This is a genomic window from Collimonas sp. (assembly GCF_035566375.1).
Lineage (GTDB): Bacteria > Pseudomonadota > Gammaproteobacteria > Burkholderiales > Burkholderiaceae_D > Collimonas.
Genome location: NZ_DATMRK010000029.1, coordinates 234,173 through 250,783, shown reverse-complemented (window position 1 = coordinate 250,783; position 16,611 = coordinate 234,173). Strand labels below are relative to the sequence as shown.

General features: G+C 57.0%; 14 protein-coding genes and 1 pseudogene. 8 read left to right on the top strand and 7 right to left on the bottom strand.

Going from position 1 to position 16,611, the window contains the following annotated elements; all coding sequences use genetic code 11:
* The 4 genes and pseudogenes from VNZ60_RS09230 to VNZ60_RS09215 all read left to right on the top strand — a co-directional run.
* Nucleotides 1–445 (top strand): annotated as a pseudogene (locus tag VNZ60_RS09230) (TonB-dependent receptor domain-containing protein); the annotation flags it as partial.
* A gap of 170 nt (nt 446–615) precedes the next feature.
* Nucleotides 616–1,992, top strand: a complete 1,377-nt coding sequence (locus VNZ60_RS09225; RefSeq protein ID WP_325658336.1) for a cystathionine beta-synthase — start codon at nt 616–618, stop codon at nt 1,990–1,992.
* Nucleotides 1,989–3,188 (top strand): trans-sulfuration enzyme family protein, encoded by a 1,200-nt coding sequence (locus tag VNZ60_RS09220; protein WP_325658334.1) that lies wholly within the window; start codon nt 1,989–1,991, stop codon nt 3,186–3,188. The genes VNZ60_RS09225 and VNZ60_RS09220 overlap by 4 nt, the downstream gene beginning before the upstream one ends.
* Nucleotides 3,185–3,721 (top strand): tetratricopeptide repeat protein, encoded by a 537-nt coding sequence (locus tag VNZ60_RS09215; RefSeq protein ID WP_325658333.1) that lies wholly within the window; start codon nt 3,185–3,187, stop codon nt 3,719–3,721. The genes VNZ60_RS09220 and VNZ60_RS09215 overlap by 4 nt, the downstream gene beginning before the upstream one ends.
* Nucleotides 3,722–3,788: 67 nt before the next feature.
* Here the strand turns inward: VNZ60_RS09215 and VNZ60_RS09210 are convergent, their stop codons facing one another.
* On the bottom strand, nt 3,789–5,591 hold the full coding sequence (locus VNZ60_RS09210; RefSeq protein ID WP_325658331.1) for a M4 family metallopeptidase: 1,803 nt from the start codon (nt 5,589–5,591) through the stop codon (nt 3,789–3,791).
* 481 nt (nt 5,592–6,072) lie between these two features.
* Between VNZ60_RS09210 and VNZ60_RS09205 the strand changes: the two genes are divergently transcribed.
* Nucleotides 6,073–6,654: a CVNH domain-containing protein gene (locus VNZ60_RS09205; RefSeq protein WP_325658329.1), complete on the top strand. Its 582-nt coding sequence runs from the start codon at nt 6,073–6,075 to the stop codon at nt 6,652–6,654.
* Between the two features lie 29 nt (nt 6,655–6,683).
* Here the strand turns inward: VNZ60_RS09205 and VNZ60_RS09200 are convergent, their stop codons facing one another.
* Nucleotides 6,684–7,604, bottom strand: coding sequence for a LysR family transcriptional regulator (locus VNZ60_RS09200; RefSeq protein WP_325658327.1), 921 nt, complete (start codon nt 7,602–7,604; stop codon nt 6,684–6,686).
* Between the two features lie 135 nt (nt 7,605–7,739).
* On the opposite strand from VNZ60_RS09200, the gene metE reads away from it, so the two are divergent.
* On the top strand, nt 7,740–10,028 hold the full coding sequence (metE, locus tag VNZ60_RS09195) for a 5-methyltetrahydropteroyltriglutamate--homocysteine S-methyltransferase (protein WP_325658325.1): 2,289 nt from the start codon (nt 7,740–7,742) through the stop codon (nt 10,026–10,028).
* 229 nt (nt 10,029–10,257) lie between these two features.
* Nucleotides 10,258–10,881 carry a response regulator gene (locus VNZ60_RS09190; protein WP_325658323.1) on the top strand — a complete coding sequence of 208 codons (624 nt, stop codon included), beginning with the start codon at nt 10,258–10,260 and terminating at the stop codon, nt 10,879–10,881.
* Here VNZ60_RS09190 and VNZ60_RS09185 read toward each other — a convergent pair.
* Both VNZ60_RS09185 and gdhA read right to left on the bottom strand, forming a co-directional pair.
* Nucleotides 10,878–11,456, bottom strand: coding sequence for an ATP-dependent Clp protease proteolytic subunit (locus VNZ60_RS09185; RefSeq protein WP_325658321.1), 579 nt, complete (start codon nt 11,454–11,456; stop codon nt 10,878–10,880). The two genes, VNZ60_RS09190 and VNZ60_RS09185, sit on opposite strands and share 4 nt — an antisense overlap.
* Nucleotides 11,457–11,714: 258 nt before the next feature.
* Nucleotides 11,715–13,061: an NADP-specific glutamate dehydrogenase gene (gene gdhA / locus VNZ60_RS09180; protein WP_325658319.1), complete on the bottom strand. Its 1,347-nt coding sequence runs from the start codon at nt 13,059–13,061 to the stop codon at nt 11,715–11,717.
* 385 nt (nt 13,062–13,446) lie between these two features.
* Here gdhA and VNZ60_RS09175 point away from each other — a divergent pair, with 385 nt between their 5' ends.
* A complete protein-coding gene (locus VNZ60_RS09175; protein WP_325658317.1) occupies nt 13,447–13,881 on the top strand; it encodes a DoxX family protein in 435 nt (144 codons plus the stop codon).
* A gap of 128 nt (nt 13,882–14,009) precedes the next feature.
* Here the strand turns inward: VNZ60_RS09175 and VNZ60_RS09170 are convergent, their stop codons facing one another.
* From VNZ60_RS09170 to VNZ60_RS09160, 3 genes are read right to left on the bottom strand one after another with little or no spacing between them, the layout of a single operon-like run.
* The gene (locus VNZ60_RS09170) at nt 14,010–14,819 is read right to left on the bottom strand and encodes a MetQ/NlpA family ABC transporter substrate-binding protein (RefSeq protein WP_325658315.1); all 810 of its coding nucleotides are present in this window, start codon (nt 14,817–14,819) and stop codon (nt 14,010–14,012) included.
* Between the two features lie 58 nt (nt 14,820–14,877).
* On the bottom strand, nt 14,878–15,537 hold the full coding sequence (locus VNZ60_RS09165) for a methionine ABC transporter permease (RefSeq protein WP_325658313.1): 660 nt from the start codon (nt 15,535–15,537) through the stop codon (nt 14,878–14,880).
* A complete protein-coding gene (locus VNZ60_RS09160) occupies nt 15,537–16,583 on the bottom strand; it encodes a methionine ABC transporter ATP-binding protein (RefSeq protein ID WP_325658312.1) in 1,047 nt (348 codons plus the stop codon). Before VNZ60_RS09160 ends, VNZ60_RS09165 begins: the two co-directional genes overlap by 1 nt.
* Nucleotides 16,584–16,611: the final 28 nt, after the last annotated feature.

Below are 16,611 nucleotides of genomic sequence, written 5' to 3'. Positions count from 1 at the left end.
CCCTGGAAGCGGCACGCAGAGCAGCCTTGGCAAGTATGGTGCGGACCAGAACGTGGTGTTCCGCGTGATCTCCAGACTGGCAGCGTCACTGAAGGTGTCGGATATGTTCACGCATTCGCTGATCGCCAACTACCGTTCCGGTTATCACGACCAGACTTTCACAGCCGACGATGCGACCGTTCGTATCATCAATCCGAATGGTTCGTTCGGTCCTTATGTGGCTATGCCTAATCACAACGTGGCTTCTTACACCACGTTCGATTGGCAGGTAAAGGCGCAAGTGCAAAAAGGCCTGGTGATTACGGCTGGTATCAAGAACCTGTTTGCCCGTACTCCACCGTTGTCTCTGGTGGTTGCAGGCGGCGGCAATCAGGTTGGCTATGATGCTCGCTACACCGATCCACTGGGACGTCAGTTCTATGTAACAGGCGCCTACAAGTTCTAATTTACTTGTGAGGTAGCAGCGGCCGGACGCGATGTTTGCGTCCGGCTTTTTTTTTCTCGCCATGAATTTTCTGCACCAAAATGTTCCAGTGAAGAACTGATAAGATAGGCGCTCACCTTAATTGAAACAGGCAGCGGATGCTGTCGTTTTTCTAACAGGAAGGTCTGCCCATGAACTTGTCAAGCCGCCCAGCGGTGCTGGACCTGATCGGCAATACGCCGTTGATCGAAGTAACTCGGCTGGATACCGGTTGCTGCCAGCTGTTTCTCAAGCTGGAGTCGCAAAATCCCGGCGGTTCGATCAAGGACCGCATCGGTTTGTCGATGATAGAAGCGGCCGAAAAAGACGGCCGCCTGCAAGCCGGCGGCATCGTGATCGAAGCCACTGCCGGCAACACTGGCCTGGGCCTGGCGCTGGTTGCCTGCGCCAAGGGCTATCGGGTGATTCTGGTGGTGCCGGACAAGATGTCGGTGGAAAAAATACAGCATCTGAAAGCGCTGGGCGCCGAAGTCCATATCACCCGCTCGGATGTCGGCAAAGGCCATCCCGAGTACTACCAGGATTATGCAGCGCGCCTGGCGCGTGAAATGCCGGGTGCTTTCTATGCCGACCAATTCAACAACCCCAGCAATCCTCTAGCCCATGAACAAAGTACCGCTCCCGAGATTTGGGAACAATGCGGACACCGGCTTGATGCCATCGTTTGCGGCGTCGGTTCGGCCGGCACGCTTACCGGCCTGACGCGGTTTTTCCGCCAGGCGCAGCCGGACCTGGAGTTTGTGCTGGCCGACCCCAAGGGTTCGATCCTGGCCGAATATATCAATACCGGAAAAATAGAATCAACCCCGGGTTCCTGGGCCGTCGAAGGCATCGGCGAGGATTTCGTGCCCGCAATTGCCGATCTGTCCGGCGTCAAGCACACATATACGATCAGCGATGAAGAAAGTTTCAGCAGCGCCCGCGAACTGGTGCGCGCGGAAGGCATCCTGGGCGGTTCGTCGACCGGCACCTTGCTGGCGGCAGCACTGCGTTATTGCCGTGAACAGAGCCAGCCAAAGCGCGTGGTCACCATCGTTTGCGATACCGGCACGCGTTACCTGTCGAAGGTATACAACGACAACTGGATGCGCGACCAGGGTTTGCTCAAGCGCGAGATAGTCGGCGATTTGCGCGACATCATCGGCCGTCGTTACGAGGAGGGCGGGGTCATCAGCGTGGCGTCGAGCGATACGCTGATGACCGCGTTCAACCGCATGCGCAGCGCCGAGATTTCGCAATTGCCAGTAATCGACGGCCAGCATGTGAGCGGCATTATCGATGAATCCGATTTGCTGCTGAAAGTCGCCGCCGACGCTGCGCATTTCAGCGATCCGGTAAGCAGCACCATGACCAGCGCGATAGAAAAACTGGCGCCGAGCGCAAGCATCGATGCGCTGCGCAGCACGCTAGCCCGCGGCCTGGTCGCCATCATTGCCGACGGCGAGCAGTTCTATGGCTTGATTACCCGTTTCGATTTACTCAACCATCTTCGAAGGAGTTTGTCATGAGCAGTAACAACGATGCCGTCCATTCGTCCGACATGCATTTCGCCACGCGCGTGATTCACGCAGGGCAGTCACCAGACCCGACAACCGGCGCCATCATGCCGCCGATTTACGCCACCTCGACTTTCGTCCAGCAAAGCCCGGGCGTCCACAAGGGGCTCGATTATGGCCGCTCCCACAATCCGACGCGCTGGGCGCTGGAGCGTTGCGTCGCCGATCTGGAGCAGGGCGCCCAGGGTTTTGCCTTTGCTTCCGGCATGGCGGCCGCGGCGACCGTGCTGGAATTGCTCGATAGCGGCGCCCATGTGGTCGCCGGCGACGATTTATATGGCGGCACCTATCGTTTGTTCGACAAGGTGCGCAAACGCAGCGCCGGCTTGTCCTTCAGTTTCGTCGATCTGATCGATCCGAACAACCTGCTGGCGGCAATCCGGCCGGAAACCAAAATGGTCTGGGTCGAGACGCCGACCAATCCGATGCTGAAACTGGCCGATCTAGCGGCGATTGCAAAGATCTGCCGCGAGCGCGGCATTATCGCCGTCGCCGACAACACTTTCGCCAGCCCGATGGTGCAGCAGCCGCTGACTTTTGGATTTGATGTGGTGCTGCATTCGACCACCAAGTACCTGAACGGCCACTCCGACATCATCGGCGGCATTGCCGTGGTCGGCCGCGAAGCAAGACAGGCGGAATGGCGCGAGCGCCTGGCTTTCCTGCAAAATGCGGTGGGCGCCATTGCCGGACCTTTCGACAGTTTCCTGGCCCTGCGTGGCGTCAAGACTCTGGCGCTGCGGGTTGAACGGCATTGCGAAAATGCATTGGAGCTAGCCGCCTGGCTAGAGAGCCAGCCGCAGGTAAAACGCGTCCACTACCCGGGATTGCCTTCGCATCCCCAGCATGAGCTGGCGCAACGTCAGATGCAAGGTTATGGCGGCATCATCTCGGTCGAACTCGATAGCGATCTGGCCGGCGCCAAACGTTTCCTCGAACATTGCGAGATTTTTGCGCTGGCAGAGAGCCTGGGCGGGGTAGAAAGCTTGATCGAACATCCAGCCATCATGACCCATGCCACGATTCCGGCAGAGCATCGGACCAAGCTTGGGATCAGCGATTCACTGGTCAGGCTGTCGGTCGGAGTCGAAAATATTACCGACCTGAAAAACGATTTGCAGCGTGCTCTGGCGGCTATCAAAGCATGAGAGACGACCAACAAGATTGGGAAACACGCGTAGCTGCGCTTTGGAAGCGGGTCGATGCGATCTCGCCGACGGAACTGATCAGCAATATCGACGCGCTGGCGGCGGAGCGGCCGGCGGATGACGCCCTGGCTTTATTCGAGCGCGCTTGCGCCCGCGACACAGCCGGGCTGGAAGCGGCGGCGGAACCGCTTTACCGGGCCGCTTTGGCAAGTAAAGGTCTCGACCCTTATCGCCAGGCGCGTGCCGCCATCCAGCTCGGCAGTACTTTACGTCTGCTGGGGCAACTGGAAGAGAGCGAGCGCTTGTTGTCTGCCCAGCTTCAGCGCTATGCAGAAGCTGGCTATGGCACGGCCCTATACGACGAAACGCGGGCTACTCTGGCACTCACTTATCTGTTACAGGGAAGAGCGACGGAAGCCGCTTGCATGGCACTGAGTACGCTGGCGCCGCATTTGTCTCGCTACAATCGGTCGCTCGCGGCAAACGCCGCCGAAATTCTCAAGAACACTGTGCCCGCTTCGAACTGGTCCTGACAGAGTACCAAAGTAATTACCCCGGCCGAATGCACAAGCGATCGGCCGGGCTCATCTCACTTAGCGATTACTGGTAGTTGGCAACCAGGCTCGCACCGCTGACCGTGCGGTAGGCATTCAGCAGCAGATAGTAAGTTCCTGCCCCAGGTGCGCCGATAGTCACGCTTTCAGCATTGGTGCTGCCGTCCGATTTTCCATCGTAGGAAGTGGTGGTCGGCGTTGCACTTCGCTTGACATAGATGTCGCCGTCGCCGCTGCCGCCGGACAATTGGAAGTTCAGGTTCCTGGCGCCGGCCGGAACGGTGATGCTGTAAATGTTGCTAGCGCCGCCGGCAACCGTGATCCCCTTGACCGGCACGCCCTTGACCAGCACATTGCCGCTGCTGGTGCTGCAGCTGACCCCCACCGCGTTGAATGCCGCAGTAACATCGGCCACTGCGTAACCACGGTTGGCGGCCGCTTTCTCAACGCCGCAAGCACCCTGGTTAAAGCTGCTGTTGGCGGTCCAGTAGAGATGGTTGGCGTCGGCCATCACTTCGAACGCCTTGCGGGTGCTCCAGCCGGCCGTGGTTGCCAGCAGGTAGAACGCCTTGTTGTATACGCCGCTGGTGTAATGCACATCCAGGCTGCTGGAATAATCCCTGGCGTTGTCTATCGAGCCGCCGTCCTGGGTTGGATTGGCCATGTAGCGTAGTGCGCCATTGCCTTTGAAAATTTCCGCTCCGACCAGAAAGTCGTTCCTGCCCTTCATGTAGTTTTCGGCAGCTTCACCGGCCATGTCGGAAAAGGCTTCGTTCATGCCACCCGACATGCCGCTATACACCAGACCGGAATTCTGTTCGGTGAAACCATGGCTGATTTCATGGCCGGATACGTCCAGCGCGACCAGCGGATAGAAGGTAGAAGCGCCGTCGCCGAAATTCATTGCGCTGCCGTCCCAGAAGGCGTTTTCATAGCTGTTGCCGTAATGGACCTTCATGTACAGGGTCTGGCTGATGGGGCGCAGATTAAGCCAGTCCCGGTACATATTGAACACCACATTGCCGAAATAATGGGCGTCGTTCAACGGTGAAAATGCACCGTTGACCGCCTTGTAGGTATTGCGCGGGCAGGTGAAGCGGAATGGGGTGCTGCCGCTGCTGCCGTTTTGCAGATCGACGGTAATCACATTCGGCGTCACCATGGCGCAGTTGTTGTCGACGATCAAAGGGCCGTAATTGACGCCGTACTCGTATTGCCCGGTCTTGGCATTGCCGCCGGGACCGCTGGCTTCATAATGGGTGATGCCCTCCCACTGTTTCAGCACAGCGCCGGTGTTGGCGTCGATGATGTAGTAGGGGCGGCTTGGTTTGCTTGCACTCTTGTTGACGAAAGAGACCACATAAATCAGCTGCGCCACATTATTGCGGCCGAGCTGGACATACAGTTTGGCTTGCTCGTTCTCGGTTGCTGCGGCGCGCGCGATCGACTTGGCCTGCAGCAGCACATCGGCGGCTGCGTAGACTGGCCTGGCGCTGGGAAGATCGTTCTCGATATTGCGCAGCAGGCTGCCGGACATGGCCGGTTGCACCTGATTTGCCGTGCGTTGTTCGACCACGGCCTGGTCCCATACCGGCACGCCCTGGAAATACTGCTGATAGCGGGTGACGACTTTACCATTGGCGTAGTTCTGGCTGCGCAGCGGCTTCAACTCATCGCTGCTGAGGCCGAGAAAAGCTTGCGCGCTGATCGGGCCGCTTGGTTTGGCTGCCTGGGCCGGTGGCGTGTAGTTCTCAAGGTCAACGCGGTCGGCGGCATTTGCGCTGGAGGTCGCTGCCAGCAGCAACGATAGAAACAATGGACCTTTGACGAGATGTAAAACTGGTTTCATGGTATCTCACTCTCTTTAAATTGATGCGTGGATAATTCATAAGATTGACCAGATACTTCGCGAGCAAAAACACGACCGACTATCCAGAGCATGCATGGCTTCGCGCTCAACTCAGGATGGCGGCGATGAATTTCACAAATCGTGAATACGCAATAGAGTTACGTAGATAAGGTTACGTATTGTTACAATGTGAAATGTCATATGGAAACATAGCCGTATTCCTGCTGTCGAAATAGCTGTCATTCCTTACAGGAAATGTCTATTCAGAGATAGTGCCGGCAGATGTCGGAATGCTGGGGAGGGAGTGGGGGCGATTCGCCGAGGCTGATGTTTGCAAGCGGCGTTGCCGTGGTGGGGGCCCGGTAACCTTAGTAAGCGTTGGTAAGCATTAAGGAAGTCTCCATTTTGTCGCCGTATAATTAAAAAAACAAAATATTTTGTTGATATTTTGTTGAGAGGAGAAAAAATGATAATCAAATCCATGTTTGGCATCATCGCCTGCGCCACGTTTACCGCCTGTGCCGCAAGCCCTTATGACAACGGCTATAACGCCTATCAGCCTGCAGCTGCAGGTTACTATGACAATGCCCCAGTTGTCGCTTATGGCGGCTATGGCGAGCCTCCCGCATACGGCGATAATTATGGACGCGACCGTTACGACGACGACAATCGCCGCGGCGACAATTGGGCGCCCCCCGGCAGTTACCTCCAGTCTTGCCGCGATATCGTGGTGCGGCGCGGGGTGCTGGAAGCCACTTGCGGAAGTATCAATAATGAGAGCGTAAGGTCATCAATTCCGCTGTCTTCTTGCCGCAGCGGTAGTTTTGCAAACATAAACGGCAACTTGCAATGCGCTGGCGGCGGTGACTATCGTCGTCCTGACCGACAGGCGCCGCCGGGGAGTTATCTCCAATCCTGCTCGGATATTGAAGTTCGAGGCGGCGTGCTGGAAGCAACCTGCGGCGGCAGTGACAACCGCAGGGTACGTTCTTCAATACCGGTGTTTTCCTGCAGAAGCGGCAGCTTCAGCAATATAAATGGCTATCTGCAATGTGACAGGTAGTTGCAGTCACTGAGTTGCGGTCACCGTAATCAGAGCAATTCCACGCTCAGCAGATTGAGGTAGCAGCTCTCACGCGTGGTGCTGACAAAGTCGGCCAGATACGATTGCTGCGACATCTCCGGCAGGCATGCCGCATACAGCCGTCCGGTCAGGCCATCGGCAGTGATTCTCTTGGCCAGCACGTAGTCGCGCGTCAGATAATTCTGCGCAGCCCAGATCGGCAAGGTGGCGATGCCACGGCGGCTGGCAACCAGTTGCAGCATCGCCACCGTCAGTTCGGTGGTGCGGCGCGCAGTCTGGATGCCGGCCGGTTTCAATACCTGGCGCACGATATCGAGCATGTCGTCCGGCACCGGATAAGTAATCAGGGTGTCGCCGGCAAAATCTTCTGCTACCAGGTATTCCTTGCCTGCCAGCGGATGATCGTGCGCCACCAGCGCCACGATCTCAAAACTGAACAAGGCGTGATAATCGACTTTCTCGTCAGGATCGACCTCGGCCACGATCGCCACGTCAGCGCGATGTTCATATAACAGGCCGACCGGATCGGCCTGGAAGCCCGAAACGATATCCAGCTCCACTTCCGGCCAGCGCTTACGGAAAATATCCATGGCCGGCATCAGCCAGTCGAAGCAGGTATGGCACTCCACCGCAATCCGCAACTGACCGGCCACGCCTTGCGCCAGTCGCACCAGATCGCGCTCGCTTTCCGCTACCTGCGGCAGCACCGCGTCAGCCAGTTTCAGCAGGCGTTCACCGGCCGGGGTGAAGCGCACCGGCACTGATTTTCGTTCAAACAGCGTGGCGCCGTGGTGATCTTCCAACTGTTTGATCTGATGCGACAACGCCGACTGCGTCACATTCAACAGCGTCGCTGCTCTTAAGAGGTTCCCGGCTTCACGCAATGCGTGCAGGGTTTTCAGGTGGCGTAATTCGAGGATGGATTGCATTTTTATTATGAGAATGAACAGCTGAAATTGCTGTATGAGTAAAATTCAAGTTGATTCTTAATATTTATCGTTTGAATCATAATCCAGGTTGGCCCAACATGCGAGTCATTGAATTTGTTTTTTATGGAGATGAAGATGGCATTGGCACACGTATTAGGGTTTCCGCGCATTGGCGCTCACCGCGAGCTGAAGTTTGCCCAGGAGTCGTTCTGGAAGGGCGCTTCCGATGAAGCTGCCTTGCGCGCCACCGGCGCCACGCTGCGCGCCCGCCACTGGCAAGCGCAGGCCGATGCCGGTCTCGATTTTGTCACCGTCGGCGACTTTGCCTGGTACGACCAGGTGCTGGGCACGCTGGCCTTGCTGGGGGCGATCCCTAGCCGTTTCGGCTTCGATCCGAAGCAGTTGACCCTGGCGGACTATTTCACCCTGGCGCGCGGCAGCAAACATCACTTCGCGATGGAAATGACCAAATGGTTCGACACCAATTACCACTACCTGGTGCCGGAATGGACCGCCGATGTGCAATTCGACGGCGGCGTCGACTGGTTGCACGATGAAATTGCCGAAGCGCGCGCGCTCGGTCACAAGGTCAAGGTGGCGCTGGTCGGTCCTCTAACCTTGCTGTATCAGGGCAAGATCAAGTCTGGGATTGCGCACAAGCTGGATCTGCTGCCGAAGGTGGTGGCCGGTTACCAGCAACTGCTGAAGCGTTTGCAGATCGCCGGCATCGAGTCGGTGCAGATCGATGAGCCGATCCTGGCGTTGGAGCTGGACGCAAGCTGGCGCGCCGCCTTTGCTCCGGTGTACGCACAATTAAGCGGTGCTGCACCGGCGTTGTTGCTGACCACCTATTTCGGCGAAGTCAGCGAACACGCTGAATTGCTGCGTTCGCTGCCGGTGGCGGGTGTCCATCTGGACCTGGTGCGCGGCGCCGGACAGCTGGAACAGATCGTTGCCGGCTGGCCGCAAGACAAAGTGTTGTCTTTGGGCGTGGTCGACGGCCGCAACCTGTGGCGTACCGACCTCGATCAGGTATTGACCAAACTCAAGCCTGTGCAAGCGCAACTGGGCGACAAATTGTGGATCGCCTCAAGCTGCTCCTTGCTGCACGTGCCGGTGGACCTGGCGAATGAACCCAAGCTCGACGACGAATTGAAAAGCTGGCTGGCGTTCGCTACCCAGAAGCTGGCGGAAATCGTCGCTCTGAAATTGGCGTTGAATGGCAAAACGGCTGAAGTCGAAGCGCAATTCGTGGCCTCGCGCGCCGCCCAGGCCAGCCGCCGCAGCTCCAGCCGCATCCACAATCCGCTGGTGCAAAAGCGCCTGGCTGCAGTGACTGCCGCCGACGCCGAGCGCTCAGCCGCTTTTGCTGCTCGCATCGCCAAGCAGCAAGCCAAATGGCAGTTGCCGGCTTTCCCGACCACCACCATCGGCTCTTTCCCGCAGACTGCTGAAATCCGCCAGGCGCGCGCCGCTTACAAGCGTGGCGAAATCGGCCACCTGGATTATCTCGACAAGATGCGCGAAGAAATCCGCGTGGTGGTGGCGAAACAGGAACAGCTCGGCCTGGATGTACTGGTGCATGGCGAGCCGGAGCGCAACGACATGGTCGAGTATTTCGGCGAACAGTTGTGGGGCTACGCCTTCACCGCCAACGGCTGGGTGCAAAGCTACGGTTCGCGCTGCGTCAAACCGCCGATCATTTATGGCGACGTATATCGTCCGGAAGCGATGACCGTGGGCTGGAGCCAGTTCGCCCAGACCCTGACCGACAAGCCGATGAAGGGCATGCTGACCGGCCCGGTCACCATGCTGCAATGGTCCTTCGTGCGGGATGACCAGCCACGTGAAACCACGGCGCTGCAAATCGCCCTGGCCTTGCGTGACGAAGTCTGCGATCTGGAGAAAGCCAATATCGGCATGATCCAGATTGACGAGCCAGCCTTCCGCGAAGGCTTGCCGTTGAAGCCGCGCGACTGGAAGCATTACCTGGATTGGGCGGTGCGCGCATTCAAGATCAGCGCTGCCGGCGTCGGCGACGAAACCCAGATCCACACCCATATGTGCTATTCGGAATTCAACGATATCCTGCCTTGGATTGCCGCGATGGACGCCGATGTCATCACCATCGAGACTTCGCGTTCGGATATGGAATTGCTGGACGGTTTCGGTCAGTTCGCCTACCCGAACGATATCGGTCCAGGCGTCTATGACATCCACTCGCCGCGGGTGCCGCAAATCGACGAAATGGAGCGCTTGTTGCGCAAGGCGCGCGGTGTGATTCCCGATGCGCGCTTGTGGGTCAATCCGGATTGCGGCTTGAAGACACGCGGCTGGCCTGAGACTTACGAGGCGCTGGAAAACATGGTGCTGGCGGCCAAGCGTTTGCGCGCAGCAGTAGAGCAGGAGCGTCTGGCAGCATAAGATGCCATAGCAATAAAAGGCGGCGGGACATTATCCTGCGCCTTTCATCAACCCCGCCTTTCCAGGAAGGCGGGGTTTTTGCGTCTGGGACGCGGCAAGCGCCGCATGATTCCATTTATTGCCAAAGTTAAAATAATTCATTTCGGAAATAAAGTATGCCGCGCCATCGGTCCCGGGAGGATATTGGGCTGAGCAATTCTTCAATGCAATCCAGGTCCGCTCCAAAGGCATGAATGAACTCAAGAGCGGCGCAAAAAAAATGGCGCACGACGACGCAAGAATCCTGGCCCTGGTCAACGGCAAATCTACGATCGGCGATTTGGCGGCAATGCTCGATGCACACACTGCAAAGACATTGACTACGACCCTTGAATTACTTTGCAAGCTGGGCTTGATCCGCGTATTTTCCCAGATTGACCCGGATGCCCGCTCCGGCTATGAATGCGGTTCTCAGCAGCCGCTCGAAATGACTGCGGACGGCATGATCAAATTTACACCTGTCGCACCGTCGATTGAAGTGACAGAGTTGTCGCCGCAAGAAGGCGTGCAATTATGGGCAGAAGCGCGTAGAGGCGCCAGTATCTTGCAGAGCAAAGGGTTTTACACCTACGGTGAAGGCGTTGCCCGAGCCGACACGGAAGCACGTAAGCAAGCTGCAAAAGTCGTCATCGTGGAGGATGATGAAACGCTCTGCGAGCTGCTGGAAAAACTCCTGACGCATAAAGAATTCGAGGTTGAGACGGCGGCGCGGATGGCTACATTTTCAAGCCCTTCAAATGGCAAACTCTGTATGAATGCATACAGAGTGTTACCGGAAGATGACGCTTGCTCTAACGGATTTCGACGGGCTTAGGAAACTTCTTTGGCGCTGACGATGGATTTCGACACCAGGCCGTATTCGATGGCTTCCGGCGCCGACATCCAGTAATCGCGGTCGATATCGGTCGTCACTTTTTCCAGCTTCTGTCCAGTTTCCCTGGCGATCAGGGCGCCGATTCTTTCGCGCACGCGGATGATTTCACGCGCCTGGATAGCGATATCGGAAGCCTGGCCGCCGACGCCGCCGCTCGGCTGATGGATCAGGAAGCGTGTGTTTTGCAGGCAGAAGCGGCGTTCTTTCGGCACCGACAAGAATACGTTGACCGCGGCGCTGCCGACCCAGCCGCTGCCGATCATGTTGACCGGAGCGTCGATGAAGCGGATCACGTCATGGATCACATCGCCCGATTCCACATGGCCGCCCGGCGAGCAGACCAGGAAATTGATGGGGTCCTTGGATTCGCCGGAGAGGGCGATCAGCTGGCGCACGATATCGCGCGCCACGGTGTCGTTGATCTGGCCGAACAGCAGGACGGTGCGTGACTTGAACGCTTTTTCTTCCAGGAAGGCGTCGCGCTGGGGTGCATTGGTTTCCACTTTTTCTTCCATGATGTGCCTCTAAGGTGTTGGGGAATTCATTGATTGCAAAAGAACCAGTGTAAACCAAAAAGCCCCCACAAATTGCGAGGGCTTCGTTTGTTATCGTTGCTTAGCTGCCATCAGAGCGATCAACATGCCGGAACCACCGCACCTTTGTATTTCTCTTCGATGAATTTCTTCACTTCCGGCGAATTACCGATAGTTGAAAAGGGCTGGATCACCGGGTGATCCAGCCCTTTTTACATTTTCCGGTTTGCCGCCACCGCCTCAGAACGTGCCTTGCATCAGCATCGCATCGGCCAGCTTGACGAAGCCCGCAATATTGGCTCCATCGACATAATTCACGCTGCCGTCGGCGCGTTTGCCGTGCTGCACGCAGTTAGCGTGTATCTCTTTCATGATGCCATGCAAGCGCTCGTCGACTTCGGCGTGATGCCAAGACAGGCGCTGCGCGTTTTGCGCCATTTCCAGGCCGGAGGTAGCGACGCCGCCGGCGTTGCTGGCTTTGCCCGGCGCATACAAGGTGCCGGCCTTCTGGAATATTTCCACCGCGTCCAGGGTCGATGGCATGTTCGCGCCTTCGGCGACGCAGACCACGCCGTTTTTTACCAGCGTCGCCGCGTCTTGCGCGTCGAGTTCATTTTGGGTCGCACATGGCAGAGCGATCTGGGTTGGTATATGCCAGGGATTTTTACCTGCAAAATATTGCAGATCGAATTGCTGGGCGAAACTCTCCAGCCGGCCGCGCTGGACGTTTTTCAGTTCCATCAATGCCGCCAGCTTGTCTGCATTCAAGCCGTTCTTGTCGTACACAGTGCCGCCGGAATCGGACACCGTGAGTACCTTGCCATTCAATTCAATCGCCTTCTCTACCGCGTATTGCGCGACGTTGCCGGAACCCGATACCGCGACCGTCATGCCGTCCAGCGACTTGCCTCGGCGTCGCAGCATTTGTTCGGCAAAGTAAACGGTGCCGTAGCCGGTCGCTTCCGGCCGCATCAGGCTGCCGCCATAAGCCAGTCCCTTGCCGGTGAAAACGCAGGAAGTGTCGTTGGAAAGTTTTTTCATCATGCCGGCCATGAAGCCGACTTCACGCGCGCCGACGCCGATATCGCCAGCCGGCACATCGGTATTGGCGCCCAGGTGGCGGTACAGTTCAAGCATCAGCGCCTGGCAAAAGCGCATGACTTCGCCGTCGCTTTTGCCCTTGGGATCGAAATCGGAACCGCCCTTGCCGCCGCCCATCGGCAGGGTGGTTAGGGCATTTTTGAAAGTCTGTTCGAAGCCCAGGAATTTCAGGATCGATAAATTCACCGATGGATGAAAGCGCATGCCGCCCTTGAACGGGCCGATGGCGCAATTGTGCTGGATCCGGAACGCCCGGTTGACCTGGGTCTGGCCGCGATCGTCAACCCAAGCCACGCGAAACTGGATGACTCGCTCCGGCTCCACCAGCCTTTCCAGCAAGCCGTGTTCAGCATACTTTGGGTGCTGTTGGATGAAGGGCCATAAACTGCCCATGACTTCTTTGACGGCCTGTAGAAATTCGGGTTGATGTGGGTCGCGTTGCGCGACCATGGCGAGAAAATCATTGGGACTGGCGTATTTCAACATGTTTCCTTCGAAGGCAATGGAGGCGCTTTCTGTCGGCCTCGGGATTTCATCTACACGGAGCGGTTACCAGGAAAACTTCCTATATACACCGCAGATGTTGAAATTTTAGCATTTAATCATTGCTGAATTAGCAATGGGGTAAACCTGTGCCGAGCGCCTTGGCGCCAGGCGTTCCTTGCTCCCTGCGTGCAATAATATTATTGTTTTTATATAAACGCATTTATTGTCGATTAAGTACCGCGCATGCCACATGATTCTTTATAATTTCCACGCGGTAACTAATTGACGATTTTCTACCGTTGACTTGACTGAGCTGTAGCGCGTTTGACGCTACGTCCGGGCTGTCAACTTACCTAATCCGAAAAAAAGGAATTTGCCAATGGATATGAAATCTCTTCAACTGTTTTTACTGCGCGTATATATCGGCCTGGACTTTATCCATCATTTCGCCGAGAAATTCGGTTTGCTGGGTCCGCAGGCCTACCATGATGTGGTCGGCTATTTTCACAGCGTCGGTTTTCCGCCGTCGATGGTGTTGATTGGCGGCCTGTGCGAGTTTGGCGCTTTTGTCGGGTTTACCTTCGGCCTGTTTACACGCGTTGCGGCAGTCGGCACCGCCTTGTATCTAGTGATTTCCCTGTTCGCAGGCCATCATCAAGACTTTGGTTTCACCTGGGCTAATCCGGGCGGCGGCTGGGAATATCCAACGCTATGGGCGTTCCTCTGCTTGAGTTTTGTTCTGACCGGCGGCGGCCGCTGGTCACTGGATGCGTGGCTGAAAAAATATCAACCTAACGGCTTGCGCTGGCTGAGCGCCTGATTCGACGCTAAGCGAATCTTCAACGTCCAATAAAAAATCGGGGCCGGCGTATTTCCCTGGTTGCTAAGGAATACGCCGGCCCCGATTTTTATGTCAAAGGCAGCTTGCTTAAGCCAGACGGCCTCGCATTAGAATGCCGGCACCACTGCACCTTTGTATTTTTCTTCAATGAATTTCTTCACTTCCGGCGAGTTCAACGCTAGCGCCAGTTTCTTGACGGCGGCGCTGTCCTTGTTGTCTGGACGAGCAACCAGCAAATTGGCGTAAGGCGAATTGGCGTCTTCGATGAACAAGGAATCCTTGACCGGATTGAGCTTGGCTTCAATCGCATAGTTGGTGTTGATCAAAGCCAGGTCGACCTGATTCAACACGCGTGGCAGGGTTGCCGCTTCCAGTTCCTTGAACTTCAGATGCTTAGGATTTTCGATGATGTCTTTTTGCGTCGCCGAGATATTGCTGGGATCCTTCAGTTTCAACAGACCCTGGCGCGACAGCAGCAGCAGGGCGCGTCCGGAGTTGGATGGATCGTTTGGAATGGCGACCGTTGCGCCGTCCGGCAAATCAGCCAGTTTCTTGTACTTGCTCGAATAACCCGCGAACGGCTCGACATGCACCTTGGCGACGACTACTTCGATATCGTTCTTGTGGTTTTTCTTGAATTCGTTCAAGTACGGTTGATGCAGGAAAAAATTGCCGTCGACTCTTTTCTCGTTGGTCTGTACCGCCGGCTGGACGTAGTCGGTGAATACCTTGACCTGCAAATCGACGCCTTCCTTGGCCAGGATAGGTTTGACGAATTCCAGGATTTCGGCGTGCGGCACCGGTGTCGCAGCGATCACCAGCTTGTCGGCGGCTTGCGCCGGCGCGGCAGCGATCAGGCTGAAGGTTGAGAACACGGCCGCAGCCAGTCCCAGCGATAACGAAAATTTGCGTGACATATAAACTCCCTTTTTTGATTTGAAAACAAACACTGCAACACTGCATTAGCTGCAAAAATTATTTACGCGTGAAATGCAGCACCAGCCGATCGCCGGAAAACTGCAGCACTTGCACCAGCACCACCAGCACGGCAACGGTGGTGACCATCACTTCGGTCTGAAAACGCTGGTAGCCGAAACGAATCGCCAGGTCGCCCAGGCCGCCGCCGCCGATCACACCGGACATGGCAGCGTAGGACATCAAGGCAATCGCGGTCACGGTAGTGGCGGCGATCAGGCCGGGCAGGGCTTCCGGCAGCAGTGCGCCGAAGATGATCTGGCGTTTGCTGGCGCCCATCGCCTGGCAGGCTTCCACTACGCCGCGGTCGATTTCACGCAACACGTTTTCCACCAGGCGGGCGAAGAATGGCGCGGTGCCCAGCACCAGCGGCGGAATCGCACCTTGTACCCCGAGTGAAGTGCCGACCAGCAGCACCGTGACCGGAATCATCACGATCAGCAAGATCAGAAACGGTACCGAGCGCAGCACGTTGACGATCAGCGACAGCGCGCGGTAAATGCCGCGCTGTTCAAGCAACTGGCGTTTGCCGGTGATGAACAGCAGGATGCCGAGCGGCAGGCCGAGCAAAATCGTGAACAGCAGGGAAAAGCCGGTCATGGCCAGGGTTTCCCAAGTGGCCTGCCAGATGTCAGCCCAGTCGATGAGAGAGAAGTCCATTATGCGAGTACCTCATGCCGAATATTGTGTTGATCCAGGGTCGTGAAAACCTGCGCGACATCGGCCGGTTCGCCGCGCAACTCCACCAGCAGCTGGCCGTAGGGTGTGTCCTTGATGCGGGCGATGGTGCCTTGCAGGATGGTGATCAGCGCCGGCGTCGCCGCCGCGATGCTGCTCAGGATCGGCTGATAGGTGATGTCGCCGACATAGGTCAGGCGCACCAGCAGGCCGCGCAATTGGGTAATGCCGGCCACACTGAACGGCAGCAATGCTGTCTCGGCCGAGAATGGCGTGCTTTCAGCGACCATGCTTTGCGTCACTGCGTGCTGCGGATGGAGGAATACCTCAGCGACATCGCCGGCTTCCACGATGCGGCCGGCCTCGATCACCGCAACCCGGTCGCAGATATTGCGGATCACTTGCATCTCGTGCGTAATCAGCACGATCGTCAAGCCCAGCTTGCGATTGATGTCGAGCAGCAGGCGCAGGATAGCCTGGGTGGTTTCCGGATCAAGGGCGGAGGTGGCTTCGTCGCATAACAGCAGATGCGGGGTGTTGGCCAGAGCGCGGGCGATGCCGACGCGCTGCTTCTGGCCGCCGGACAATTGCGCCGGGTACTTGTCACGGTGCTCGCTGAGTCCGACCAGGTCGAGCAATTCGGTGACACGGGCCGCACGTTGCTGCTGGGTGTACTTGCCGGTGATCTTCAGCGGCCAGTCGATATTCGCGGCCACGGTCTTGGCGTTGAGCAGGTTGAAGTGCTGGAAAATCATGCCGATCCGCTGGCGCAGGCGATGCAGGCCGTTATTGTCCAGCGCAGTGATGTCTTCCCCCTCGATCAACACTTGTCCGCTGGACGGACGTTCCAGCATGTTGAGGGTACGGATCAAGGTACTTTTGCCGGCGCCGGAGCGGCCGATGATGCCGAAAATTTCGCCCTTCTTGATGTGTAGATTGATGTCGGACAATGCGGCGACGGGAGTCCCGGCGGTTTTGGCATTGCGTTCCAGCGGATAGGTTTTATGCAGGTGCTCGATACGGATCACGGGTTTGCTTCAGCTTGTTCAGTCAGGC

Coding starts and splice junctions, on each gene's coding strand:
- VNZ60_RS09185 (WP_325658321.1), bottom strand. CDS start 11,456: ATGGAAGAAAAAGTGGAAACCAATGCACCCCAGCGCGACGCCTTCCTG.
- VNZ60_RS09165 (WP_325658313.1), bottom strand. CDS start 15,537: ATGGACTTCTCTCTCATCGACTGGGCTGACATCTGGCAGGCCACTTGG.
- VNZ60_RS09170 (WP_325658315.1), bottom strand. CDS start 14,819: ATGTCACGCAAATTTTCGTTATCGCTGGGACTGGCTGCGGCCGTGTTC.
- VNZ60_RS09215 (WP_325658333.1), top strand. CDS start 3,185: ATGAGAGACGACCAACAAGATTGGGAAACACGCGTAGCTGCGCTTTGG.
- gdhA (WP_325658319.1), bottom strand. CDS start 13,061: ATGTTGAAATACGCCAGTCCCAATGATTTTCTCGCCATGGTCGCGCAA.
- metE (WP_325658325.1), top strand. CDS start 7,740: ATGGCATTGGCACACGTATTAGGGTTTCCGCGCATTGGCGCTCACCGC.
- VNZ60_RS09190 (WP_325658323.1), top strand. CDS start 10,258: ATGAATGAACTCAAGAGCGGCGCAAAAAAAATGGCGCACGACGACGCA.
- VNZ60_RS09200 (WP_325658327.1), bottom strand. CDS start 7,604: ATGCAATCCATCCTCGAATTACGCCACCTGAAAACCCTGCACGCATTG.
- VNZ60_RS09205 (WP_325658329.1), top strand. CDS start 6,073: ATGTTTGGCATCATCGCCTGCGCCACGTTTACCGCCTGTGCCGCAAGC.
- VNZ60_RS09175 (WP_325658317.1), top strand. CDS start 13,447: ATGAAATCTCTTCAACTGTTTTTACTGCGCGTATATATCGGCCTGGAC.
- VNZ60_RS09225 (WP_325658336.1), top strand. CDS start 616: ATGAACTTGTCAAGCCGCCCAGCGGTGCTGGACCTGATCGGCAATACG.
- VNZ60_RS09220 (WP_325658334.1), top strand. CDS start 1,989: ATGAGCAGTAACAACGATGCCGTCCATTCGTCCGACATGCATTTCGCC.
- VNZ60_RS09210 (WP_325658331.1), bottom strand. CDS start 5,591: ATGAAACCAGTTTTACATCTCGTCAAAGGTCCATTGTTTCTATCGTTG.